At 67.6% G+C, this 24,220-nt stretch carries 20 protein-coding genes and 2 pseudogenes; all 22 read left to right on the forward strand.

Annotation, left to right across the window (positions count from 1 at the left end; genetic code table 11):
- Nucleotides 1-36: 36 nt before the first annotated feature.
- Complete coding sequence (locus tag BQ7388_RS01180; RefSeq protein WP_072499569.1) at nt 37-945, forward strand: glycine--tRNA ligase subunit alpha; 909 nt, start codon at nt 37-39, stop codon at nt 943-945.
- Nucleotides 946-3,042 (forward strand): glycine--tRNA ligase subunit beta, encoded by a 2,097-nt coding sequence (gene glyS, locus BQ7388_RS01185; protein WP_072499570.1) that lies wholly within the window; start codon nt 946-948, stop codon nt 3,040-3,042.
- 68 nt (nt 3,043-3,110) lie between these two features.
- Nucleotides 3,111-3,515: a kinase/pyrophosphorylase gene (locus tag BQ7388_RS01190; RefSeq protein WP_009279181.1), complete on the forward strand. Its 405-nt coding sequence runs from the start codon at nt 3,111-3,113 to the stop codon at nt 3,513-3,515.
- Between the two features lie 217 nt (nt 3,516-3,732).
- Nucleotides 3,733-6,495, forward strand: coding sequence for a pyruvate, phosphate dikinase (gene ppdK / locus BQ7388_RS01195; protein ID WP_062531188.1), 2,763 nt, complete (start codon nt 3,733-3,735; stop codon nt 6,493-6,495).
- A gap of 95 nt (nt 6,496-6,590) precedes the next feature.
- Nucleotides 6,591-7,658, forward strand: coding sequence for a deoxyguanosinetriphosphate triphosphohydrolase (locus BQ7388_RS01200; protein ID WP_072499571.1), 1,068 nt, complete (start codon nt 6,591-6,593; stop codon nt 7,656-7,658).
- Between the two features lie 3 nt (nt 7,659-7,661).
- Nucleotides 7,662-8,348 carry a TetR/AcrR family transcriptional regulator gene (locus BQ7388_RS01205; RefSeq protein ID WP_234946748.1) on the forward strand — a complete coding sequence of 229 codons (687 nt, stop codon included), beginning with the start codon at nt 7,662-7,664 and terminating at the stop codon, nt 8,346-8,348.
- 107 nt (nt 8,349-8,455) lie between these two features.
- Complete coding sequence (locus tag BQ7388_RS01210) at nt 8,456-10,267, forward strand: ABC transporter ATP-binding protein (protein WP_072499573.1); 1,812 nt, start codon at nt 8,456-8,458, stop codon at nt 10,265-10,267.
- Nucleotides 10,268-10,271: 4 nt separating this feature from the next.
- Complete coding sequence (locus tag BQ7388_RS01215) at nt 10,272-12,011, forward strand: ABC transporter ATP-binding protein (RefSeq protein ID WP_072499574.1); 1,740 nt, start codon at nt 10,272-10,274, stop codon at nt 12,009-12,011.
- A gap of 151 nt (nt 12,012-12,162) precedes the next feature.
- On the forward strand, nt 12,163-12,504 hold the full coding sequence (gene rplS, locus BQ7388_RS01220; protein ID WP_009279187.1) for a 50S ribosomal protein L19: 342 nt from the start codon (nt 12,163-12,165) through the stop codon (nt 12,502-12,504).
- 86 nt (nt 12,505-12,590) lie between these two features.
- Nucleotides 12,591-13,379, forward strand: coding sequence for a ribonuclease HII (locus BQ7388_RS01225; protein WP_072499575.1), 789 nt, complete (start codon nt 12,591-12,593; stop codon nt 13,377-13,379).
- A 181-nt stretch (nt 13,380-13,560) separates the two neighbouring features.
- Nucleotides 13,561-14,052 carry a YraN family protein gene (locus BQ7388_RS01230; RefSeq protein ID WP_009279189.1) on the forward strand — a complete coding sequence of 164 codons (492 nt, stop codon included), beginning with the start codon at nt 13,561-13,563 and terminating at the stop codon, nt 14,050-14,052.
- Nucleotides 14,049-15,548 carry a YifB family Mg chelatase-like AAA ATPase gene (locus BQ7388_RS01235; RefSeq protein ID WP_129583214.1) on the forward strand — a complete coding sequence of 500 codons (1,500 nt, stop codon included), beginning with the start codon at nt 14,049-14,051 and terminating at the stop codon, nt 15,546-15,548. Before BQ7388_RS01230 ends, BQ7388_RS01235 begins: the two co-directional genes overlap by 4 nt.
- 11 nt (nt 15,549-15,559) lie before the next feature.
- Entirely contained in the window at nt 15,560-16,453 is an 894-nt protein-coding gene (locus BQ7388_RS01240; RefSeq protein WP_129583127.1) for a DNA-processing protein DprA, read from the forward strand.
- Between the two features lie 39 nt (nt 16,454-16,492).
- Nucleotides 16,493-17,824 carry a methylenetetrahydrofolate--tRNA-(uracil(54)-C(5))-methyltransferase (FADH(2)-oxidizing) TrmFO gene (trmFO, locus tag BQ7388_RS01245; RefSeq protein ID WP_009279192.1) on the forward strand — a complete coding sequence of 444 codons (1,332 nt, stop codon included), beginning with the start codon at nt 16,493-16,495 and terminating at the stop codon, nt 17,822-17,824.
- Between the two features lie 44 nt (nt 17,825-17,868).
- Nucleotides 17,869-18,423, forward strand: a pseudogene (locus BQ7388_RS01250) (tyrosine-type recombinase/integrase); the annotation flags it as partial.
- A gap of 228 nt (nt 18,424-18,651) precedes the next feature.
- Nucleotides 18,652-19,413: a 30S ribosomal protein S2 gene (gene rpsB, locus BQ7388_RS01255; RefSeq protein ID WP_009279194.1), complete on the forward strand. Its 762-nt coding sequence runs from the start codon at nt 18,652-18,654 to the stop codon at nt 19,411-19,413.
- Between the two features lie 45 nt (nt 19,414-19,458).
- Nucleotides 19,459-20,331 (forward strand): translation elongation factor Ts, encoded by an 873-nt coding sequence (gene tsf / locus BQ7388_RS01260; protein ID WP_009279195.1) that lies wholly within the window; start codon nt 19,459-19,461, stop codon nt 20,329-20,331.
- 197 nt (nt 20,332-20,528) lie between these two features.
- Entirely contained in the window at nt 20,529-21,248 is a 720-nt protein-coding gene (gene pyrH, locus BQ7388_RS01265) for a UMP kinase (protein ID WP_072499578.1), read from the forward strand.
- Nucleotides 21,249-21,259: 11 nt separating this feature from the next.
- Nucleotides 21,260-21,805 carry a ribosome recycling factor gene (frr, locus tag BQ7388_RS01270; protein WP_062531165.1) on the forward strand — a complete coding sequence of 182 codons (546 nt, stop codon included), beginning with the start codon at nt 21,260-21,262 and terminating at the stop codon, nt 21,803-21,805.
- A gap of 1 nt (nt 21,806) precedes the next feature.
- Nucleotides 21,807-22,592 carry an isoprenyl transferase gene (locus tag BQ7388_RS01275; RefSeq protein WP_072499579.1) on the forward strand — a complete coding sequence of 262 codons (786 nt, stop codon included), beginning with the start codon at nt 21,807-21,809 and terminating at the stop codon, nt 22,590-22,592.
- Nucleotides 22,589-23,560 carry a phosphatidate cytidylyltransferase gene (locus BQ7388_RS01280; RefSeq protein ID WP_072499580.1) on the forward strand — a complete coding sequence of 324 codons (972 nt, stop codon included), beginning with the start codon at nt 22,589-22,591 and terminating at the stop codon, nt 23,558-23,560. The genes BQ7388_RS01275 and BQ7388_RS01280 overlap by 4 nt, the downstream gene beginning before the upstream one ends.
- Nucleotides 23,557-24,220: pseudogene (locus BQ7388_RS01285) on the forward strand (1-deoxy-D-xylulose-5-phosphate reductoisomerase); the annotation flags it as partial. The gene BQ7388_RS01280 and the pseudogene BQ7388_RS01285, both read left to right, overlap by 4 nt.

Genomic DNA, 24,220 nt, shown 5'->3' on the forward strand with positions numbered 1-24,220 from the left:
CGGCAGCGCACGACATCGATGGGAGAGGCAAAAGGCATGAGCGAGAAGGCGTTGACCTTCCAGGACATGATCCTGGCTCTTGAGCACTACTGGGCGGAGAAGGGCTGCACGGTCATGCAGCCGTACGACAGCGAGGTTGGCGCGGGCACCTTCCACACCGCGACCGCGCTGCGCTCGCTGGGCCCCGGCTCCTGGAGGACCTGCTATCCCCAGCCCTGCCGCCGTCCCGCCGACGGGCGCTACGGCGAGAACCCCAACCGCATGCAGCACTACTACCAGTTCCAGGTGCTCATGAAGCCCTCTCCCGCAGATTCCCAGGAGCTCTACCTGGGGTCGCTGAGCGCGATCGGCCTCGACCCCAGCAGGCATGACGTCCGCTTCGTCGAGGACGACTGGGAGAGCCCGACCCTGGGTGCCTGGGGCCTGGGATGGGAGGTCTGGCTCAATGGCATGGAGGTGACCCAGTTCACCTACTTCCAGCAGGTTGGAGGCATCGAGGTTGATCCCGTCCCGGTCGAGATAACCTATGGCCTCGAGCGCATCGCCATGTACGCCCAGGGCGTCAACTCGGTGTACGACCTGGTGTGGAGCTACCTCCCCGACGGCACCCCCATGACCTACGGCGACGTCTTCCTCGAGAATGAGCGCGAGTTCAGCGCGTACAACTTCGAGGTCGCCAACGTCGAGATGATGCGCCAGAAGTTCGATGACTACGAGGCCGAGTGCCACTCCTGCCTCGAGGCGAGGCTCCCGCTTCCCGCATACGACTGCGTGATGAAGTGCAGCCATGCCTTCAACCTCCTCGACAGCCGTGGCGCGCTCTCGGCCGTCGAGCGCGCAAACTACATCCTGCGCGTCCGCACCGTCGCCAAGGCCTGCTGCGAGGCCTACCTCGAAGAGGTCGCCGGAAAGGACGCAAATGCACAGAAGGTGGAGGTGGCCTAGATGGCACAGACGCGTGACTTCCTGCTCGAGATCGGCTGCGAGGAGATGCCCTCCGCGCCCCTCATCAACGCGACCCGCCAGCTCGGGGTGCTCGTGAGCAAGGGGCTCGACGAGGCGGGGCTCGCCCATGGCGAGGTCCGTCCCTGCTCCACCCCGCGCAGGCTCAGCGTGATCGTCCGCGACGTCGCCGCCCAGACCGAGGAGGTCCACGAGGTCAAGCGCGGTCCGGCGGCCAACATCGCCTTCGACTCCGACGGCGCTCCCACGAAGGCGGCGCAGGGCTTCGCGCGCAAGCTGGGGCTTGCCGCCGAGCAGCTCGCGCGGCGCGTGGACGCGGACGGCCGCGAGTACGTCTTTGCCGAGAAGAGCATCCCCTCCCGCCCCGCGTCGCCCATCCTCTCGGAGCTCTCCGAGCGCGTCATCGGCTCCCTCGAGTGGCCCAACTACCGTAGCCAGCGCTGGGGCAGCGAGCACGCGAGCTTCGTGAGGCCCATCCGTTGGATCTGCTGCCTCTTTGGAGAGGACGTCGTCCCCGTGAGCTACGCCGACGTGACGAGCTCGAACACCACGCGCGGGCACAGGGTCCTGGGTCCCGGCGAGCACGTCGTGCCAAACCCCGCCCAGTACGAGTCCGTCCTCGAGTCTGCCGGCGTCCTCCTCGAGGAGCGCAGGCGCGCGGTCATCATGGAGGGCGTGCGCCGGGTCGAGGAGGAGCGCGGCGGGGCCCACGTCGACACGCCCAGGAAGGTCCTCGACGAGGTCGTCAACCTCTGCGAGTGGCCCACCGTGCTCGTGGGCACCTTCGACGAGGAGTTCCTCCGCGTCCCCCACGAGATCATCTGCGAGTCCATGCTCACGAACCAGCGCTACTTCCCGATCTACGACGTCGCGGGCGAGCTCACCCGCGAGTTCGTCGTCGTCTCCAACACGGCGCCCGAGAACTCCGGGCGCGTCGTGGACGGCAACGAGCGCGTGGTCCGCGCCAGGCTGGACGACGCGAAGTTCTTCTACGAGGAGGACCTGAAGCGCCCGCTCGAGGACTACGTGGAGCGACTCTCCAGCGTCGTCTTCCAGGAGAGGCTGGGAACCGTGCTCCAGAAGGTCGGCCGCATGGAGGCGCTGGCCCCCGAGGTCGCCCGCGAGGCCGGTCTGGACGACAGGCGCGCCGCGCTCGCCGGGCGCGCCGCGCGCCTGGCCAAAGCCGACCTCGTCACGCAGGCCGTGGTCGAGTTCACGAGCCAGCAGGGTGTCATGGGCGGCTACTACGCCCAGGCGGCGGGGGAGGACGCTGAGGTGGCGGACGCCGTCCGCGAGCACTACCGTCCACGCTTCGCCGGGGACGAGCTCCCCTCGGGCGAGGTCGGCAAGGCCGTCGCCGTGGCGGACAAGCTCGACACCATCTGCGGCATCTTCGCCATAGACGAGCCACCCACCGGCTCCTCCGACCCCTTCGCGGTGCGGCGCGCCGCCATCGGCGTCATCGCGCTCCTCCGCACGCTCCCCGAGGTGTCGCTGCGCCGCCTCATCGGTCTCTCCCTTGACGCATACCTGGCGCAGGGGCTCGACTTCGACGCCTCGTCGGTCGCCGGCAAGGTGGCGGACTTCTTCGCAGGTCGCCTTGCCACCATCGCCCGCGACGACGGCGTCTCGGTCGACGTCATCGAGGCCATCTCGTCCGTGGGCGTCATCGACCCCGCCGAGTTCCTCGCCCGTGCGCATGCCCTCGAGGACGCCCGCGCCAAGCAGCCCGAGCTCTTCGACGACCTCGCCACCGCCTACGCCCGCGCCGCCCACCTCGGCGACGCCAGCCTCGGGAGCGAGGTGGACCGCTCCCTCCTCGGGGAGGCGGAGCTGCGCCTCCTCTCTGCCTGCGAGGATGGTGGGCGAAATGTGGAGGAGTGCCTCTCGCGGAAGGACTTCGAGGGCGCCTGCAAGGCTCTCGCCGAGCTAAGGGAGCCAATCGACCGATTCTTTGATGACGTCCTCGTCATGGACGAGGACACTCTGGTAAGAGAGAATAGGCTGCGCCTTCTCAACCGCTTCGCCGGCGTCTTCTCCGACGTGGCCAACGTCGGCGCACTCTCTCGCAGGAAGTAGGCAAGGCCCCGCCCCGGCGGAGGTCGAGGCGGGGTGCTAGAGGGCCCCATAGACAGGGAGGCAGGCCCATGGCCGAAGACAGATTCGACGACCCGCTGGTGTTCGAGGACGTCACGCCCATCGTGTTCGTCATATCGGACGCGCGTGGCAAGACCGCCGCGGGCGTGGTCGAGGCGGCGGCAGACCAGTTTGGTGACGACGCCGTCATCATCAAGACGCTCGGCAACGTGAACTCCGCAGAGATGGTGAGCGACTACCTCAACAGGAACCTCGACGAGGACGTGCCCATCGCGGTGTTCCACACGATCGTGGACCGCAACCTCCGCCGCGACATCCGTCGCGAGCTCGACAAGAGGGGTATCCCCTCCATCGACCTCCTGGGTCCCGCGATCACCGTCATCTCCACCCTGACGGGGGAGGAGCCGCACTATCAGGCGGGCCGTCGTTCCAGGACCGAGGTTCACGAGGCGTAGCAAAAACTGGTCCCTAGTATAGGGCAAAGCATGCTCGTCTAATTGTCCAATCTACGGAAGGCTGATTTGCCCCGATGATTGGACGAGGTGTACCTTGCATGTTTTGGTCGATAAAATAAGTCAGAGTTAGTGAGGGCACCTGCCGTTTGCACGCGCAGGTGTTCTTTTGGAAGGGGCCGGGACCTCTCGCGCCCAAGGAAGACCTTGAAGGAGTGCTATGGCTGAGAAGCATGTGTATCGCTTCGGCACGGACGAGAACGGCAACAACGTCACCGAAGTCGCCGGCAACACCGTCGAAGAGGCGAAGTGGATCACGGGCGGCAAGGGCGCCAACCTCGCCGAGATGGCCAACATCGGCCTGCCCGTCCCTCCGGGATTCTCGATCACCTGCCAGACCTGCGTCGCCTACTCTGAGAACAACGTCTGGCCCGAGGGCGTCCTGGACGAGATCGACGAGTATCGTCGCGACCTCGAGAAGCGCATGGGCAAGAAGCTGGGCGACAAGGAGGACCCGCTGCTGGTCTCCGTCCGCTCCGGCGCGCCCTTCTCCATGCCCGGCATGATGGACACCGTCCTGAACCTGGGCCTCAACGACGACTCCGTCGAGGGCCTCATCAAGCAGACCCAGAACGAGCGCTTCGCGTGGGATTCCTACCGCCGCTTCGTGCAGATGTTCTCCAACGTCGTCATGGGCGTCGACGGCCAGCTCTTCGAGGACGCCATCAGCGCCAAGAAGGCCGAGAAGGGCGTCAAGCTCGACACCGACCTCGACGCGGCCGACCTCAAGGACCTCACCGAGACCTTCAAGGCGATCTTCGCCAAGAACGTAGACTCGCAGGCCCACCCCGAGGTCGCCCCTGACGGCGTCGCCTCCTTCCCCCAGGACCCCTATCTGCAGCTGCGCCTTGCGGAGCAGGCCGTCTTCGGCTCCTGGAACACCGAGCGCGCCATCCTCTACCGCAAGCAGAACAAGATCGACGACAGCCTGGGCACCGCGGTCAACGTCCAGGTCATGGTCTTCGGCAACAAGGGCGAGACCTCTGCCACCGGCGTGGCCTTCACCCGCAACCCCGCCGACGGCACCAACGAGCGCTACGGCGACTTCCTGGTCAACGCCCAGGGCGAGGACGTCGTGGCGGGCATCCGCAACACCGAGCCCATCGCCGACCTGGTCAAGATTCCCGCGCTCAAGGAGGCCGGCGAGCAGCTCTTCCACGTGTTCGAGATCCTCGAGGACCACTACGCGGACATGATGGACATCGAGTTCACCATCGAGCAGGGCAAGCTCTGGATGCTCCAGACCCGCGTCGGCAAGCGCACCGCGCTCTCTGCCCTCAAGGTCGCCATGCAGATGGTCGACGAGGGCCGCATCACCAAGGAGCAGGCGCTCCTGCGCGTCGCGCCCGACCAGCTCGACCAGCTCCTGCACCCCCAGTTCGACCCCAAGGCGAAGGTCGACGTCGTCGCCAAGGGCATGAACGCCAGCCCCGGTGCCGCCGTGGGTGCAGTCGTCTTCTCCTCTGACGCCGCCGTCCACTATGCCAACATTGAGAAGCCCTGCATCCTGGTGCGCTGGGAGACCACTCCCGACGACCTCAAGGGCATGGTCGCCGCCGAGGGCATCCTCACCTCGCATGGCGGAAAGACCTCCCACGCGGCCGTCATCGCCCGTGGCATGGGCGCTCCCTGCGTCTGCGGCGCTGAGGCGCTGAAGATCGACGCCAAGGCCAAGGAGGTCGCGATCTCCGGCACCGACATCGTGCTGCACGAGGGCGACATCATCTCCATCAACGGCACCACGGGCGACATCATCGTCGGCGCCGTGCCCCTGACCCGTCCCGAGCTCACTGGCGACCTCGAGACCATCCTCGAGTGGGCCGACGAGGTCCGTCGCGACGCGTCTCGCGGCCGCATCTTCGGCGTGCGCACCAACGCCGACAACCCCGAGGACGCCCAGCTCTCCGTCGACTTCGGCGCCGAGGGCATCGGCCTCGACCGCACCGAGCACATGTTCCTGGGCGATCGCAAGCAGATCATCCAGTCCTTCATCCTCGCTGACACGGACGGCCAGAAGCAGCAGGCCCTCGGCCAGCTCCTCAAGGTCCAGACCGGCGACTTCGAGGGCATGTTCAAGGCCATGGACGGCAAGGCCGTCATCGTCCGTCTGCTCGACCCGCCCCTGCACGAGTTCCTCGACGACCCCCGCGAGCTCGCCGTCGAGATTGCGCACGCCGAGGGCCGCGGCGAGAACGAGGTCCAGCTCAAGGCCATGCGCGCCCGCCTCTCCCGCCTGGACTCCTTCCAGGAGGCCAACCCCATGCTCGGCCTGCGCGGCTGCCGCCTCGGCATCGTGTACCCCGAGCTCAACGACATGCAGGTCCGTGCCATCGCCGGCGCCGCCGCCAAGCTCAAGAAGCAGGGCCTGAACCCCAAGCCCGAGATCATGGTTCCCCTGATCTCCAGCGTCGAGGAGCTCAAGCTCGTCCGCGGCCAGATCGAGTCCGTTGTCAAGGCGGTCTCCGAGGCCGAGGGCGTCGAGCTCAGCATCCCCATCGGCTGCATGATCGAGCTCCCGCGTGCCGCTGTCACCGCCGACGAGATCGGCCAGTACGCCGACTTCTTCAGCTTCGGCACCAACGACCTCACGCAGACCACCTTCGGCTTCTCGCGCGACGACGTCGAGAGCGCCTTCATCCCCCAGTACCTCAACAAGAAGATCCTGCGCTCCAACCCCTTCGAGACCCTCGATACGGGCGTCGCGAAGCTGGTCGAGATGGGCGTCAAGGGTGGCCACAAGGCCAACGAGACCATCATCTGCGGCGTCTGCGGCGAGACCGGCGGCGATCCCGAGTCCATCCAGATGTACTACGACCTCGGCCTCGACTACGTGTCCTGCTCGCCCTACCGCGTGCCCATCGCACGCCTTGCCGGCGCCCAGGCCAAGATCAAGTCGAATGGCGGTCCCGCCAAGCTCGCCTAGGAGCAAGCGTGGCGTCACAGTCCTGACGTGAGGGAGGGGGCCGACGTGCCCCCTCCCTCGTCGTTTGCGGGCGGGCAGAGCAAGGAGGCTTTCCCATGGGAGCTGTCATACGTCGCAGGGACCTGGAGGCTCGCGAGCACGAGTTGCTGAGTCCCCATGCGAGCTTCAGCGACGAGAGCCTCGGCAGGGCGCGTCCCGAAGAGGCGGACCCCCTCAGGACCTGCTACCAATGCGACCGCGACAGGGTCCTGCACAGCAAGAGCTTCAGGCGCCTGGCCAACAAGACGCAGGCGTTCCTGGCGCCCGAGGGCGACCACTACCGCACGCGCCTCACGCACACTCTCGAGGTCGCCCAGATAGCGCGCGACATAGCCCGGCCACTCGGATTGAACGAGGACCTCACCGAGGCCATCGCCCTGGGACACGACCTCGGCCACACCCCCTTCGGACACACGGGCGAACGCGCCCTCTCTCGTGCCATGGCACTCCATCGCGGCATCGATCCCGAGAGCGCGGAGGGAAGGGTGCTCTTCGAGCACAACGTGCAGAGCGTTCGAATATTGGAGAGGCTCGAGAAGGGCGGCAGGGGACTCAACCTCTCGAGGGAGGTCCTTGACGGCATCCGCTGCCACAAGGGCGGCCTTCGCGCCGCGACGCTCGAAGGGCGGGTGGTCGCCCGTGCAGACCGCATTGCCTACGTGTGCCATGACATAGACGACGCCGAGCGCGCGGGACTGCTCTCGGAGGACATGCTCCCCGTGCGGTACCGCGACTGCCTGGGACACTGCTCCTCCGAGAGGATCGAGACCATGGTGCGCGACGTCGTGACGACCAGTGCCGGTGCAGACGACATACTCATGTCCGAGCCCGTGTGGCAGGCCATGATGGGCCTTCGCGAGTACCTCTTTGAGAACCTCTACACGCGCGGCGACGCTAAGTACGAGGAACCCAAGGCGAACCGCATGATCGGAGAGCTGTTCGACTACTTCATCGCTCACCTGGACGAGGTGCCCGCCGAGTACAGGGGGCTCGAGCCCGACCGACCGGACGTCGAGGTCGCCGACTTCGTGGCAGGCATGACCGACCGCTATGCCGTCCGCATATACGAGGAGCTCAAGGTTCCTCATGCCTGGAGGGCGCCTGAGCTCCATAGGGACCTGTAAACGGTGGGCGCATGGTACGATGCCCTGGACGCGGAATCTGCGGGGGAGGCGGGCATGGTCCAGGCGAGCGTGGATACATTCGAGACCACCCGTGCGAGGCTCCTTTCGGTCGCGCGGGACGCCTTCCTGCGCAATGGATTCCTGGGCGTCTCCCTGCGTTCCATCGCGGCGCTGGCACAGGTCACGACCGGTGCGATCTATGGCCACTTCTCCAGCAAGGAAGACCTCTTCGACCGCGTGGTGGCACCATCCGGCGACGGCCTCTTCTCCCTCTACCAGGCTCTCATCGACGAGTTTCTCGCGTTTCCTCCCGAGATGCGCTCCTTCGACGCCATGCTCGACTTTGAGCTCGAGGCGCGTACCCGCATCGTCGACTTCATCTACGACCATCCCGAGGACTTCCTCATCATCGCCAGGGGGTCCGCGGGCACGCGCTGGGAGGGCTACCTCGATCGCTTCGTAGAGGCGGAGAAGTCCAGCACCGTGAAGTACGAGGCGGCAGCGGGCGGCCAGCTGGAGGGGATTGACGGGATGCTGCTCGAGGTGCTTGCGCGCTACCTCGTCCAAGGCCTCTTCGAGCCCCTCCTGCGTGGGCTCTGCCGCGAGGACGCACAGGCCTTCGCAAGGAGGTTCGGACTCTTCTTCCATCACGGCTTCCAGGCTCTCATGGAACCTGGCCAGACGGCCTGACCTAGTCCCAATCGGACTTTTTTCGCCTGCTTCCCCCCTTGTCTCCCAATGAAATAACGTTGTTATAACCTAGAGATAGTCTTGGTTAACTTAAGTTGGGAGGAAGCATGGAAGAAAGGGATGCTCGGGACACCGACACCGCCACGGCGATCGCGTCGGCGAACCCCCTGGCTCGTCTCCTCGATTGGGCGGGTCCCGGCGGCAGGGCGCTCTACGCGCTCTCCGTCGTGCTCGCCGTCGTGGGGGTGGCGGGCAGCGTGCTGCCGTACTTCGCGGCAGGCCAGATGGTCGTGGGCGTTCTGGAGGGGGAGCGCGACCTGTCCTTCTACCTGGGCTGGTGCTCTCTCGCCGCGGCAAGCTACGCGGCGTACGTGGTCTTTCACTACGCCTCCACCTCCATATCCCACGTGGCGACCTTCAAGACCATCTCGTCCATCCGCAGGCGCCTCGCGTCGAAGCTCGCGCACGTCCCCATGGGCTACGTCCTGGACACCCCCTCTGGGAAGCTCAAGAACGTCATGGTCGAGAAGGCCGATGGAATAGAGACCACCCTTGCCCATGTCGTGCCCGAGATGACGAGCGACCTGCTCGTCCCCGTGGTGGTAGTGGTCTACCTCTTCACGCTCGACTGGCGTCTCGCCCTCGTCTCCCTCGCGACCATCCCCGTGGGTGCTTTCGTGTACGGCCAGATGATGAGGGACTACGAGCAGTGGTACGGCAACACGGTGGCCACGGGTAACGAGATGTCGTCCGCCGCGGTGGAGTACGTCAACGGCATCGAGGTCATCAAGGCCTTCGGGCGTTCCGCCAGTTCCTACGAGAAGTTCTCGAAGGCCGTGTGGGCCTATGCCCACTCCTTCATAGACTGGATGGCGCACTGCCAGATCTGGTCGGACATGGGTCTGGCCATCATGCCCGCGACCCTCGTCGGCGTGCTGCCCGCAGGCTGCCTCCTCGTTTCGTCGGGACAGGTCAGCACCTCCACGTTCGTGCTGTCCGCCGTCCTCTCCGTGGGCATCTTCCCCCCGCTCTATGCTGCCATGAGCTTCATGGACGCGCTGGCGCAGGTGGGTACCACGGTCTCGCAGATAGCCGAGGTCCTCGACCAGCGCGACCAGCAGAGGGCCACGGCCCCCTGCGCACGGCTCGACGCGAGGGGGGCCGTCGGAATCGAGCTGAGGGGCGTGCGCTTCTCGTACGGCCGCAGCGAGGTGCTCCACGGCGTCGACCTCACGGTCCCTGCGGGCCAGGTCTGCGCGCTCGTGGGACCCAGCGGCTCGGGCAAGTCTACCATCGCCCGCCTCATGGCAGGCTTCTGGGATGCCGACGAGGGACAGGTCAGCCTCGGGGGCGTGCCGCTCGCCGAGCTCTCCGCAGACCAGCTCGCCCATGAGGTCGCCTACGTGTCCCAGGACAACTACCTCTTCGACGCAAGCGTCATGGACAACATCCGCATGGGACGGCCTGACGCCACTGACGACGAGGTCGTCGAGGCCGCGCGCAGCTGCGGCTGCCACGACTTCATCATGGGTCTCGACCAGGGCTACCAGACCATGGTGGGCGGCGGGGGAGGCCACCTGTCGGGTGGCGAGCGCCAGCGCATCTCTATCGCGCGCGCCATGCTGCACGACAGCCCGGTGGTCATCCTGGACGAGGCCACTGCCTACACCGATCCCGAGAGCGAGGCCCAGGTCGAGGAGGCTGTCTCCAGACTCGTCGCGGGGCGCACGCTCGTCGTCGTCGCGCATCGCCTGTCCACCATCACCGACGCTGACCAGATCGTGGTCGTGAGCGATGGGCGCATCGAGGCGACGGGCACCCACCAGGGGCTCATGGGGTCCTGCGGGCTCTACCGCTCAATGTATCAGGCCCACATCGGAGCCCGTGACATCGCCGTCACCAGCTCGAGGGGGGAGTAGTCCCATGATCTCGACCATTCTCAAGTACTTTCGCTTCGGGGGAAGCCATGCCGGGCGCCTGCGGCGGGGCATGGCGTGGTCTCTCGCCAACTCCGTCTTCGAATCTCTGCAGATATTGGCCCTCGCCCTGGTGCTGTCGGCTGCGGCGACGCAGTCCCTCGGACCGTCTGTCGCCGTCTCGTCCTTCGTCGTCATGCTCGTCTCCATCGCGGGCAGCGCCGTCTGTGCCCATTTCAAGAGCGAGAACTTCTGCGACGGCAACTTCTCGATGTGTGCCGAGAAGCGCGCGGAGATAGGCGACCACATGCGCTACCTGCCCATGGGCTACTTCAACGCCAACAGCCTGGGCGAGATTGCCAGCACGATGACGAACACCCTCGACGACGTGCAGAACGTGGGCGGCCTCGTCTACACCAACGTCATCGCCGGCGTGACCCTCTCCGTCGTCATGGCCCTCATGCTCGCGGTCATGGACCCCCTCTGCGGGCTGGTCGCCATCGCTACCATCCTCGTGGTCCTGGCCGTCAACGCCATCATGCAGCGCGCGTCGCGAGCTGTGTCTGACAGGCGCGTGAGGAGCCAGCGCGCCATCGTGGGCGCGGTCCTCGAGTACGTCCAGGGCATCTCGGTCGTGCGCGCCTTCTCGCTCCTGGACGGGGCCGAGAGCAGGATCGACGGCGCGATAGCCGACTGCGAGCGCGCGAACCTCGCTCTGGAGCTGAGCTTCATCGCCTTCATGGTGCTCGAGACCGTGGCGTGCAAGGCGGCGAGCATCCTTCTGTGTCTCCTCTCCGTGGGCCTCTGGATCTCTGGCGCCATGGAGACGGGGACCTGCCTCACCATGATCGTCGCGTCGTTCATCGTCTTCGCCAAGCTCGAGCTGGCGGGCTCCTATGCCAGCCTCCTGCGCCAGATCGACGTGAGCATGGACAAGGTCACGGGCCTGCTCGCCACTCCGCCGATGGATGAGGGGGCGGGTCTGAGCTCGGGCGACGGCGTTGGCATCGAGCTCGACGACGTATCGTTCTCGTACGGGGAGCGTACCGTCGTCGACCACGTGTCCCTCTCCATACCCGAGGGGACGTCCTGTGCCATCGTGGGCCCAAGCGGCAGCGGCAAGACGACCCTCTCGCAGCTCATGGCCCGCTTCTGGGACGTCGGGTCGGGCAGGGTCCTCGTGGGTGGGCGCGACGTGCGCGACTGGGAGGTCGACGCGCTGCTCTCCAACTTCTCCATGGTCTTCCAGGGCGTCTACCTCTTCGACGACACCATCGAGAACAACATCAAGTTCGGTCGTCCCGAGGCCACGCACGAGGAGGTCGTGGAGGCCGCGCGGCGCGCCTGTTGCGACGACTTCGTCGAGAGGCTCGCGGAGGGCTACGGGACCCGCATAGGGGAGGGCGGCGCGACCCTGTCGGGCGGCGAGCGCCAGCGCCTGTCCATCGCCCGGGCCATCCTGAAGGACGCCCCCATCGTGGTCCTGGACGAGGCCACGGCAAACGTCGATCCCGAGAACGAGCTCGAGCTCCAGCGCGCCATTGCCGAGCTGAAGAGGGGGAAGACCGTCATCATGATCGCGCACCGGCTCAAGACCGTGCGCGACGCCGACCAGATCGTGGTCCTGGACGCCGGACGCGTGGTGCAGCGGGGCACGCACGAGAGCCTCATGCGGGAGGAGGGCATATACCGCGACTTCGTCGGCATGCGCGAGCGTGCCATCGGATGGAAGATAGCGCGGGGCTAGGCATGCCGGGCGTTATGGTGAGTTTATGCCCCGGGGGCGAGGGCCACGAGACGTCCTTGCCCCCCTGCAAGGCATGGCATATAATCGCACACCGTGTGTAAAGCTATGTGCCGCTGCTAAGGCCACGGCACCTCTAGAGACGAGGAAGAACATGGACTACATCCGCGCAATCGAGCGCCAGCAGATCCGCGAGGACATCCCTCAGGTGCTGGTCGGCGACAACGTCAAGGTGCACTACCGCATCAAGGAGGGCGACCGCGAGCGCGAGCAGGTCTTCCAGGGTGACGTCATCCGCCTGAGCGGCTCTGGCGCACGCGAGACCTTCACCGTTCGCAAGATCAGCTTCGGCATCGGCGTCGAGCGCACCTTCCCCCTCCACAGCCCCAAGATCGCCAAGCTCGAGGTCGTCCGTCACGGCGACGTCCACCGCGCGAAGCTCTACTACCTCCGCGACCGCGTGGGCAAGGCCGCGCGCATCCGCGAGAAGCGCTAGTCCGTCTGGATTTGCCTCTTCGGGCCGTTCCGTTTCCTCGGGGCGGCCCTTTTTCTTAGACCAGGCCTCGACCAGGGGAGACGACCATGCCAGCCTCAAGCCATGCAGCCAGCGCCCGGGAGGTGACGGCGCTCCTGAACGATGCCGACGCCTCGGAGCTCGAGGCCCTTGTCGCGCGCTATGGCGAGGACCCGCGCAAGCAGGTGCGGCACGCGGTCGCCTCGGCCCTCAGGCGCAGGGACGCGGCCCTCAGGGAGCGCGAGCGCGTGGAGGAGATGTACCGCCTCCAGCGCGAGCTGGGGGGCGACGGCATGGTCCTGGGCGTGGACGAGGTGGGCAGGGGCTCCATCGCCGGCCCCCTCACCGTCGCCGCGGTGGCGCTTCCCGCGTCCCCCATGGTCTGGGGCATCAACGACTCGAAGCAGCTCTCTCCCGCGCGCCGGGAGGCGCTTGCCGCGCGCATCGCGGAGGTCGCCCTGGCCATCGGGATCGCCCACGTGGAGCCTGCGTCGATCGACGCCGTGGGGATGTCCGCCGCGCTGCGCATGGCCATGGCGCAGGCCATAGGGGATGCCGGGGTCGGGCCCGACTGCGTGCTCATAGACGGCAACCCGGTCCACGTGCATCCCCGCGAGAAGACCCTCGTCAAGGGGGACGCGCGCGTCGCCTGCATCGCCGCGGCGTCCATCGTCGCCAAGGTCACGCGTGACGGCCTCATGGTCGCCTACGACCGCGTGTATCCCGGATACCACCTTGCCCGGTGCAAGGGCTACGGCTCTGCGGAGCACATCGCGGCCATAAGGGAGAAGGGCCTCTCTCCCATACACCGCGTCTCGTTCTGTGGAAACTTCCTGGAGACGCCCCCTCTCTTCTGACACCGCCTGTCGTTCTGGCGCCCACCTGCCATGCAGGCCTTCCTGCCGCCATCAGCGCACCCAGCCCGCGCTCGTTGACTTTCCTATCTGTCACGCAGCTGCCCGCAAGCTGCCGACGAGCTTCCCGCGAGCCTCCTCGGGGATGCTTGCCCTCCCATTGGACGAGCGGAGGGAGACGCACATGGACGACCAGAGGGGCTTCAGGCAGGTCTTCGGGGCGGGGGTGCCGGACGGCGAGTTCCCCCTGGACGACGAGCTGTGCCCGGGCCTTTCGGATTCCGACGGCTGCCTGGACGAGGCAATCGACCCGCATGACCTGGGAGTGCTGGGCGAGCGCCTGGCGGCGGCCTACCTGCAGAGGCGGGGCTTCGAGCTCCTCGAGGCGAACTACCGCTGCCGCTTCGGCGAGGCGGACCTCATCGCCCAGATCGACGACGAGACCGTGCTCGTCGAGGTCAAGACGAGGCAGGTCCCCGCCGGCATGGAGGAGGGCATTCCCGAGCTCGCGGTGGACTTCCAGAAGCGCCAGCGCTACCGCAACATCGCGCTGAGCTACATGCTCCAGAATGGCGACGTTCGCTACATCCGCTTCGACGTGATCGCCATAAACGTGACGGGCACGCGCTGCGCCCACCTGCGACACCTCGTGGCCGCGTACGCATGGGACGAATGATGGCCGGGGACTCGCTCAAGGTGAGGAGCGCCTGCATCCGCGGCATCGAGGCGCAGCCCGTCACGGTGGAGGTGTCGCTCTCGGGTGGCATCCCGGGCTTCACGATGGTCGGCATGCCCGACTCGGCGGTGCTCGACTCGCGCTCGAGGGTGCGCTGTGCGCTCAGGGCCTGCGACTACAGCATGCCCCGGCTCCACATCACCGTGAACCTCGCCCCGGGGGAGATGAGGAAGACGGGCACGGGCCTCGACCTGCCCATAGCGGTGGCGATCCTCGCGGCTACCCGCCAGATACCCAGTGCCGGGCTCGAGGACTGCCTCTTCGTGGGAGAGCTCGGCCTGGACGGCTGCGTCCGCCCGGTGAGGGGGCTCGCGGCCTACCAGGGGCTCGCCCAGGGGCTCGGGCTGGAGCTCGTCTTCTCCTCCTTGGGGCCCGAGCCCGCCGACCTCAGGGCGGGGATGAGGGGAATTAGGACCCTGGGCGAGCTGAGGTCGGGCGGGACGCGGCTCTCGCCCGCGCCGACACCGCCTCCCGTGGTGGCGCCCGAGGCGCCGGGCGCGCCCGGGCCGGACTTCGCGGACGTGTACGACCAGGAGGAGGCCAAGCGTGCGATCGTCGTCTCTGCCGCAGGCGGCCACGGCATGCTCATGGTGGGCCCTCCCGGCGCGGGAAAGTCCATGCTCGCCCGTCGCGTCCCGGGGATACTTCCCCGGCTCACGCCCCAGGAGCGCAAGGAGGCGCTCCTCCTCACCTCGGTGGCCGGCCAGGACGTGGAGGGCATCTGCAGGGGAGAGAGGCCCTTCCGCGCACCGCACCACTCCATCTCGCTCGCGGGGCTCGTGGGAGGCGGGAGGCCCGTCATCCCCGGGGAGATCTCGCTCGCCCATCACGGGGTCCTCTTCCTGGACGAGCTCCCCGAGTTCGCCTCCAACGTGCTGCAGTCGCTCCGCCAGCCCATGGAGGAGGGGGTCGTCCGGCTCGTGCGGGTGGACGGCGTCTACAGCTTCCCCTGCGACTTCCTGCTCATGGCGGCGGCGAACCCCTGTCCCTGCGGCCATCTGGGAGACCCCGGCCATGTCTGCAGCTGCCCGCCCGGAAGGGTGGAGCGCTACCAGTCGAAGATAGGTGGCCCCCTCATGGACAGGATCGACCTCCACGTGGACGTGAGGCGCCCGGAGTCACGGAAGCTGATTCGCTGCGCCGAGGGGCTGAGCAGCGAGAGCATGAGGGAGCAGGTCCTGCGCGCCCGCGCCTTCAGGAGGGACCGCGAGGCGAGGATGCCGTCCGGGCCCGGCCAGACGCTCGTGGGCGCGCTCTCGTTCGAGCCGCGCGCCCAGGCCGCCCTCGAGGGCATGGCCTCCAGGCTCAACCTGGGAGGTCGTTCGATTGTCAAGCTGGCTCGGGTCGCGAGGACCATGGCGGACCTGGCCGAGCGCGCCTCCGTCTCGCGCGAGGACGTGCTCGAGGCGAGTGCCTACCGCTGTCACCTTGGATGATGGGAGGACGCATGGAAGAACGCTGGGAGCTTGCACGGGACGACGAGGGGTACCCTCCCGCCTTGCTTGACCTGCCAGACCCGCCCCAGAGGCTCTACGGGCTGGGGGACGCCGCCGCGCTGTCCAGGCCGTGCCTGTCGGTGATCGGGGCCAGGCGGGCCACGCCCTACGGCCTCGCCGCCGCTCGCCTGGCCGGCCGCGTCGCGGCGCAGAGCGACGTCGTGGTGGTGTCCGGCGGCGCCATGGGCTGCGACGCCGCGGCGGCGCGCGCCGCCCTCGACGCGGGAGGCCCCACGGTGGTGGTCTCGGGCTGCGGGGCGGACCTCGTCTATCCCAGCAGCTCGTCGGACGTGTTCGCGCGCGCCCCCAGGGAGGGTGGGGCCGTGGTCTCGCTCGAGCCCTGGGGCTCTCCGCCGCGGCGCTACGCCTTCCCCAAGAGGAACCGCGTCATCGCGGGGCTGTCTCGCTGCGTCTTCATCGCGGAGGCGGGGGAGAGGTCGGGGACGCTGGGCACCGCACTCGTGGCCGACCAGATAGGCAGGGACCTCTATGCCGTGCCGGGCAGCATCTTCTCCCCCGAGTCCGCCGGGGCCAACCAGCTCATCTCGGAGGGGGCGGGCATCATATGCTCCGAGCGGGACCTCGAGCTGCGCATATCCATGGACTACGGCGCGCTCAGGCTCGTGGGCGAGGAGCCGTCCCGCATCGAGGGCAGGCTCCTGTCCGCCCTGGTGGGGGAGCCCCTGCGTGCCGACGACCTCGCGCGCCATCTCGGGGAGCCGGTGACGGGCGTGCTCTGTGCCCTGGCGGACTACGAGTCGCGCGGCGTCGTGGAGCGCCTGAGGGACGGACGCTACAGCCTCTCGTCCGAGGCCTACCTCACGCAGGCTAGAATGGACGGATGATCGGGCTGCCGGCGGGTGCCGGCGAGGGGGGGTCGTGCGGTGGCAGACAGGGTCACGGTGGTCGGAGGGGGCCTGGCGGGAAGCGAGTGCGCGCTGCAGCTCGCACGGAGGGGGGTCGAGGTGACCCTCTGCGAGCAGCGTCCGCTCGCGAGCTCGCCGGCGCACCATGGCGACGGCTTCGCCGAGCTCGTCTGCTCCAACTCCCTCAAGTCCCTGCGCCACGACAGCGCCGCGGGCCTCCTCAAGGAGGAGCTCGACTCCATGGGCTCCGTCCTCCTGGGGCTCGCGCGCAGGGCGCAGGTCCCCGCCGGCGGCGCCCTCGCCGTGGACCGAGAGCGCTTCTCCGCCCTCGTGACGGAGGCGATCGAGTCCTCCCCCCTCATCACGGTGAGCAGGGGAGAGGTGCGCGACATCCCCGATGGGCCCTCCGTCATCGCCGCAGGCCCCCTCTGCTCCGACGCGCTCTTCCAGAGGCTCTGCGACGTGTTGGGCGGCGAGCACCTCTCGTTCTACGACGCGGCGGCACCCGTGGTGGACGCCGAGTCGCTCGACCGGGACAAGGTCTTCTCGCAGTCCCGCTACGAGGAGGAGGGGAGGGGCGACTACCTCAACTGCCCCATGGGCCGCGAGGAGTACGAGGCCTTCTGGGAGGAGCTCGTCGCGGCGCGGCGCGTGCTCTCGCACGACTTCGAGCAGAGCGACCTCTTCAACGCCTGCCAGCCGGTCGAGGAGGTGGCGAGGACGGGCAGGGACTCGCTGCGCTTCGGGGCGCTCAAGCCGGTGGGACTCACGGACCCCTCGACGGGCAGGAGGCCCTGGGCCGCGGTGCAGCTCAGGGCGGAGAACGCCGAGGGGACCGCCTACAACCTCGTCGGCTTCCAGACCAACTTGACCTGGGGCGAGCAGAAGAGGGTCTTCCGCATGATCCCCGGGCTCGAGGGGGCGGAGTTCTTCCGCTATGGCGTGATGCACCGCAACTCCTTCGTCGACAGCCCGCGCGTGCTGGACGGCAGCTTTGCCATCCCGGGGACCAGCTGCAGGCTCGCGGGACAGATCACGGGTACCGAGGGCTACACGGAGGCGATCGCCTCGGGGCTCCTCGCCGCGCTCAACAGCTTCGCCGACCTCAGGGGCTACGAACGCGTGGGCCTTCCGCGCACGGGTGCCCTGGGCTCGCTCGTGAGCTACGCCACCGACCCCAAGACGGAGCCCTACCAGCCCATGCACGTCAACTTCGGCCTGGTTCCTCCCCTTGGGGGCGGCCGCATGAAGAAGAGGGAGCGCTACCAGGCATATGCGGACCGCGCCCGGCGCGACCTCGACGCCTACCTCGCGACGAGGCCCGAGCTCTTCGCGGGGGCGCTCTCGTAGTGGGCGGCCCCGTCCCAGCCCGACAGACGGGAGGCGCCCCGCCNGAGGTCTCACGCCTGCTCGACGTCTGCGAGGACGACGAGCTGGGCATGAGGGACCGTGCGTTCCTCGAGCTCCTCTATGCCACCGGCGCCCGCATATCCGAGGTGTCGGCGCTCGACCTGGGGGACGTGGACCTCGGGCAGGGACAGGCCAGGCTCTTCGGCAAGGGCTCGAAGGAGCGCATCGTCCCCGTCCACCGGCTCGCCGTGTCGCGGCTCGAGGAGTATCTCGAACGCTTCCGTCCGCTGCTTGCGGCAAGGGGGCGGGGGGCGGCGGGAAAGGCGCTCTTCCTCTCGACCCGGGGCAGGCGCATGAGCGCCGACGCCCTGCGCACGACCTTTGAGCGCAGGGTCGCGCAGGCGGGGCTCGACGCCGGCCTCACCCCGCACGCGATGCGCCACAGCTTCGCGACCGAGCTCCTCAACGGCGGCGCGGACCTGAGGAGCGTGCAGGAGCTCCTGGGGCACAGCAGCCTCTCCACGACCCAGATCTACACGCACCTCTCGGCCCAGAGGCTCAAGGATGCCGCGAGGCAGGCCCATCCCAGGGGGGAGTAGCCTCGTCCGGTCCCGCGGGACCCCGGTGGGCATCGTGTGTGCGAGCGCGCATTCCTGCTGGCATCCTCATGCCAGAGCTGGTACTATGACTTGCTGTCGTGTGCTCGCACGACATCCATATCACACGCGTGACGACTCGCAGGCCACGGTGCCCGGGACAACAGCCAAGTCCAGGGTGGCCCCAGCGGGGATGACCTCACGCGGAGGCCAAACCAATGGAGGTTAGACATGGCTGTCAAGATCAACATCCGCACCCTGCTCGAGGCCGGCTGCCACTACGGTCACCAGACGCGCCGCTGGAACCCCAAGATGAAGCCCTACATCTTCGGCGAGCGCAACGGCATCTACATCCTCGACCTCAAGCAGACCGTCATGGACGCCGACAAGGCGTACACCTTCCTCAAGGACACCGCCGCAAAGGGCGGCCGCGTCCTCTTCGTCGGCACCAAGAAGCAGGCCCAGGAGCCCATCGCGGCCCAGGCTGAGCGCTGCGGCATGCCCTTCATCAACCAGCGCTGGCTCGGCGGCATGCTCACCAACTTCGTGACCATGCGCTCCCGCATCGACCGCATGGAGGAGCTCGAGGCCATGGTGGAGGACGGCCGCATGGCCGCCCGCGGCAAGAAGGAGCAGGCCGTCCTGACCAAGGAGCTCGAGAAGCTCCAGCGCAACCTGGGTGGCGTCCGTGACATGAAGGCCCTGCCCCAGGCGCTCTTCGTGGTCGACACCAAGCGCGAGGAGATCGCGATCCGCGAGGCCAACCGCCTGCACATCCCCGTGGTCGGCCTGCTCGACACCAACTCCGACCCCGACGTGATCGACTATGGCATCCCCGCCAACGACGACGCCATCCGCTCCGTCAACCTCATGTGCGAGCTCGTGGCCGACGCCGTCCTGGCCGGCTCCGGCAAGGAGCAGATCTCGGTCGAGGAGATGGCCTCCGGCGAGACCACCCCTGCCGTCGAGGTCGAGGCCCCCGCGGCCGAGTAGCACTTCCCTTTCCGCAGACTCACATCCCCAAAGGAGGGGCACAACATGGCACAGATCACCGCCGCTATGGTCAAGCAGCTGCGCGAGATGACCGACTCCCCCATGATGGAGTGCAAGAAGGCCCTCGTCGAGGCCGATGGCGATATCGAGAAGGCCGTCGACGTCCTGCGCAAGATGGGCGTCGCCAAGGCCGTCAAGCGCGCCGGCCGCGACACCAACGAGGGCACCGTCGCCACCTACATCTCTGAGGACGGCAAGCTCGGCGCCATCCTCGAGCTCACCTGCGAGACCGACTTCGTGGGCACCAACCCCAAGTTCACCGGCTTCGCCGCCGACCTCGCCAAGGTCGTCGCAGAGAACGACCCCGCCGACGTCGAGGCGCTCAAGGCCTGCAAGATGGGTGACGCCACCGTCGCCGACGAGCTGACCGAGATGATCCACGTCATCGGCGAGAACATGAAGGTGGCCCGCTTCAAGCGTGTCTCCGTCGAGTCCGGCGCCCTTGCCAGCTACATCCACCTGGGAGGCAAGCTGGGCGACATCGTCTCCTTCGGCTTCGCCAACGACGCCACCGCCACTGCCGACGAGTTCAAGAGCTTCGCCCACGACGTCGCGATGCAGGTCGCTGCCTCCGCTCCCGTCGCCGCGCGCCGCGAGGACGTCCCTGCAGACGTCGTCGAGCACGAGAAGGCCATCTACATGGCCCAGGCGGCCGAGTCCGGCAAGCCCGAGTTCATCCAGGAGAAGATGGCCGTCGGCAAGCTCGAGAAGTTCTACAAGGAGTGCGTCCTCACCGAGCAGGAGTTCATCAAGGACTCCTCCACGACCATCGCCGAGCTCGCCAAGGGCGTCAGCAAGGCCGTGAGCGATGACGTGCAGATCCTGGGCTTCGAGCGCTTCGCCTTCGGCGAGGAGTAGGCCGGGAGACCTCCTGCCAGGACAGACGCGAACCTTGGGACCCGTGCCTCGGCGCGGGTCCCTTTTCTCATCAAGGTTCCCGCCGTTTCGCCGTCCCCGGCAGCCTGCGCCGCAGGTAGGGTCTTCCCCTCTGTTAGAATCAGTGGGGTCAGACGTCCGTCGGGCCCTAGCGATTGCCTGTCTCTGGAGGTCACATCTTGGATAACTACAAGTACAAGCGCGTGCTTCTCAAGCTCTCGGGCGAGGCGCTCATGGGCTCCAAGGACTTCGGCATCGACCCCGAGGTCCCACGGCTCATCGCCAAGGCGATCAAGCCGGCCTATGACGCCGGCGTCCAGATCGCCATCGTCGTCGGTGGCGGCAACATCTTCCGTGGGCTCTCGGGTGCGGCGGCGGGCATGGACCGAGCTCAGGGCGACAACATGGGCATGCTCGCCACCGTCATCAACTCCCTCGCGCTCCAGGACACCTTCGAGCACAGCGGCATGATGTGCCGCGTCATGAGCGCCATCGAGATGCACCAGGTCTCCGAGACCTACATCCGCCGCCGTGCGATTCGCCACCTCGAGAAGGGGCGCATCACCATCTTCGCCGCCGGCACCGGCAACCCCTACTTCACCACCGACACCGCCGCGGCGCTGCGCGCCTGCGAGATCGGCGCCGAGGTCCTCATGAAGGCGACCAAGGTGGATGGCATCTACGACAGCGATCCCGTCAAGAACCCCGACGCGAAGCGCTTCGAGAGCATCAGCTACATGGAGGTCCTCAACCGCGGCCTGCAGGTCATGGACGCCACGGCAACCGCCCTCTGTCATGACAACCACATGCCCATCATGGTCTTCGACCTGCTGGGAGACGACGTGTTCGACCGCGCGCTCCGCGGCGAGAGCGTCGGCACGACCGTAGTAGACGAATAGGAGAGCCACACATGAGCGAGTACACCGACTTTGCCAGGAAGAACATGGACAAGTGCCTCGACGTCCTGAGGGGCAACTTCGCCAAGGTGCGCACCGGACGCGCGAACGCGCACGTCCTCGACGGCATCAAGGTCGACTACTACGGCCAGGCGACCCCCATCACGCAGCTCGCCGGCGTCAAGGTCCCCGAGGCCTCCATGCTCGTGGTCGAGCCCTGGGACAAGACCGCCCTCAAGTCCATCGAGAAGGCCATCGAGGCCTCCGACCTCGGCATCACCCCCTCCAACGACGGCATCTCCATCCGCCTGCCCTTCCCCAAGCCCACCGAGGAGCGCCGCCGCGAGCTCGTGAAGGACTGCAACAAGTACGCGGAGGAGGCAAAGATCGCCATCCGCAACGTGCGTCGCGACGCAAACACCCGCGCGGAGAGGGACGAGGAGCTCTCGGAGGACGACGTCGCGCGCGAGAAGAAGTCCATCCAGAAGGTGACCGACGGCTTCGTGGAGAAGGTCGAGGAGATGCTCAAGTCCAAGACCGCCGAGGTCATGGAGATCTAGCTTGAACATAGACCAGCAGAAGCTCGAGGAATACTACGCGGAGCCCCCGGAGGACGTCTCGCTGAGGGACGTCGACCTCTCGAGGGTGCCGCGCCACGTCTCGATCATCATGGACGGCAACGGCCGCTGGGCCCAGGCGCGCGGCCTCAGCCGCCCCGAGGGGCACGTGGCCGGCGTCGACTCCCTACGCGAGGCCGTCACCACGAGCGTGAGGCTCGGCGTCGACGTGCTCTCGTGCTATGCCTTCTCCACGGAGAACTGGAAGAGGCCGCAGAGCGAGGTCGACCTCCTCATGCACCTCTTCGCGACGACGCTCGTCAGGGAGCTGCCGCTCTTCCACCAAGAGAACGTGCGCCTGCGCTTCTTCGGCGACCTCTCCGCCCTGCCCAAGGAGACCTTCGACGTCTTCCAACGGGGCCTCGATGAGACCGCGGACCATACGGGCATGACCTTCGCCCTGGCCGTCAACTACGGCTCGCGCGCCGAGATCGCCCGCGCCGCGCGGGAGGTCGCCCAGGAGGTGGAGCGGGGGAGCCTGCGCGCCGACGACGTGGACGAGGGGCTTCTCGCCTCGAGGCTCTACACCGAGGGCCTGCCCGACCCCGACCTCCTGATAAGGACCTCCGGCGAGCTCAGGCTCTCCAACTACCTGCTCTGGCAGCTCGCCTACACCGAGTTCTACGTGACCGACCTCTACTGGCCCGACTTCGACCGCTGGGAGTACCTCCGTGCCGTCAGGGCCTTCCAGTCGCGCAAGCGTCGCTTCGGGGGTGTGGAGGCCAAGTGAGCGGGGAAGAGGAACGGCGTCCCTCCTCGGATTCCCCCCAGGAGACGGCGCCTGGCACGACCGGCATAGAGCGGGCGATCAGCTGGCTCGAGCGCAAGCGTCGTTCGAAGGAGGACGCGCGCGTCGCCGGCGAGCTGAGGGGGCAGCTGGCCAGGGGGTGGACCGAGAAGGTCCTGACCCGCACCACCACCGGTGCCATCTACTTCGTCGTGATCGTGGCCGTCCTCTTCTGGGGTCGCGTCCCCACGACGGTGCTGGTCGCCTCGATGGCCTGGCTCTGCTGCTCGGAGTTCTTCCGCATGGCGCGCATGGGCGGGCGCATGCCCAACGAGGTCTTTGGCCTCACGGCGTCCGTGCTCTTCCCGCCTGCGGCTCTCCTGCTCGGCACCGAGGGGCTCTTCCTGGTCCTGGTCCTGCTCCTCGTCGCCTGCGCCTTCTGGTACGTCGCGACGCCGCGTGCCAACATATCCGACGTGGCCCTCACGGCCTTCGGGCCGGTCTACACCTCGCTCACGTTCTCCTGCGTCGTGCTCATCCGTAGCACGGACCCCGGCTCCTCGGGGGGCCTCCTCACCTTCGGCGTCATGGGCTCCGTCTGGCTCAACGACGCCATGGCGTACTTCGTGGGGACGCGCTTCGGCAGGCACAAGCTCGCGCCGAGGATCTCCCCGCACAAGAGTTTCGAGGGCTTCTGGGGCGGCCTCGCCTCGAGCGTCCTCGTCTGGGGCCTCCTCGCCCTGCTCGGCGTGAGGGGCGTGACCTATCCCCTCGCCCTTGCCGGTGGCCTCCTGGTCGGCACCATCGCCGTAGTGGGAGACCTCTTCGAGTCGCGCATCAAGCGAGGCGTGGGCGTCAAGGACTCGGGCGACTTCATGCCCGGGCACGGTGGCCTCCTCGACCGCTCGGACTCCATGCTCTTCGGCTGCGTGACGGCATACCTCGTCCTTCGTATGGGAGGAATCCTGTGAACATATTCGAGGACACGGCCCCGAGCTCCCCTCGGCGCTGGCCTCTGCGCGTCGCCGTCATGGGCGCCTCGGGATCCATCGGGACCCAGACCCTCGACGTGTGCCGCAAGCATCCCGACAAGCTGCGCGTGACCGCGCTCTCCGTCCACTCGTCCTGCGACCTGGCCGTCCGCGCCGCCCGCGAGTTCGGCGCCTCGCACGTGTACGTGAGCGACGAGGGCCACGCCCATGACGCGTCGCTCGAGGGCCTGCCCCGGGGCTGCGAGCTCCGCGTGGGCGGCCGCTCCCTCGAGGAGGTCGCCTGGCTCGACGACGTGGACGTGGTGGTGAACGCCCTCGTGGGCTTCGCCGGCATCCGCCTGGGGCACGAGTCGCTCAGGGCGCACAAGATCCTGACCTACGCGAACAAGGAGTCCCTCGTCGTGGGGGGCGACCTCCTCATGCCGCTCGCCCAGCCCGGCCGTCTCCTTCCCATAGACTCCGAGCACAGCGCCATCTACCAGTGCCTCGTGGGGGAGCGCAGGTGCGACGTCCACAAGGTCTGGCTCACCTGCTCGGGCGGCCCCTTCTTCGGCATGGGCCGCGACGAGCTGGCCAAGGTCACGGCGGCGGACGCCCTCAAGCACCCCACCTGGTCCATGGGGCCCAAGATCACCATCG

This window comes from Olsenella phocaeensis, from assembly GCF_900120385.1.
Lineage (GTDB): Bacteria > Actinomycetota > Coriobacteriia > Coriobacteriales > Atopobiaceae > Olsenella_I > Olsenella_I phocaeensis.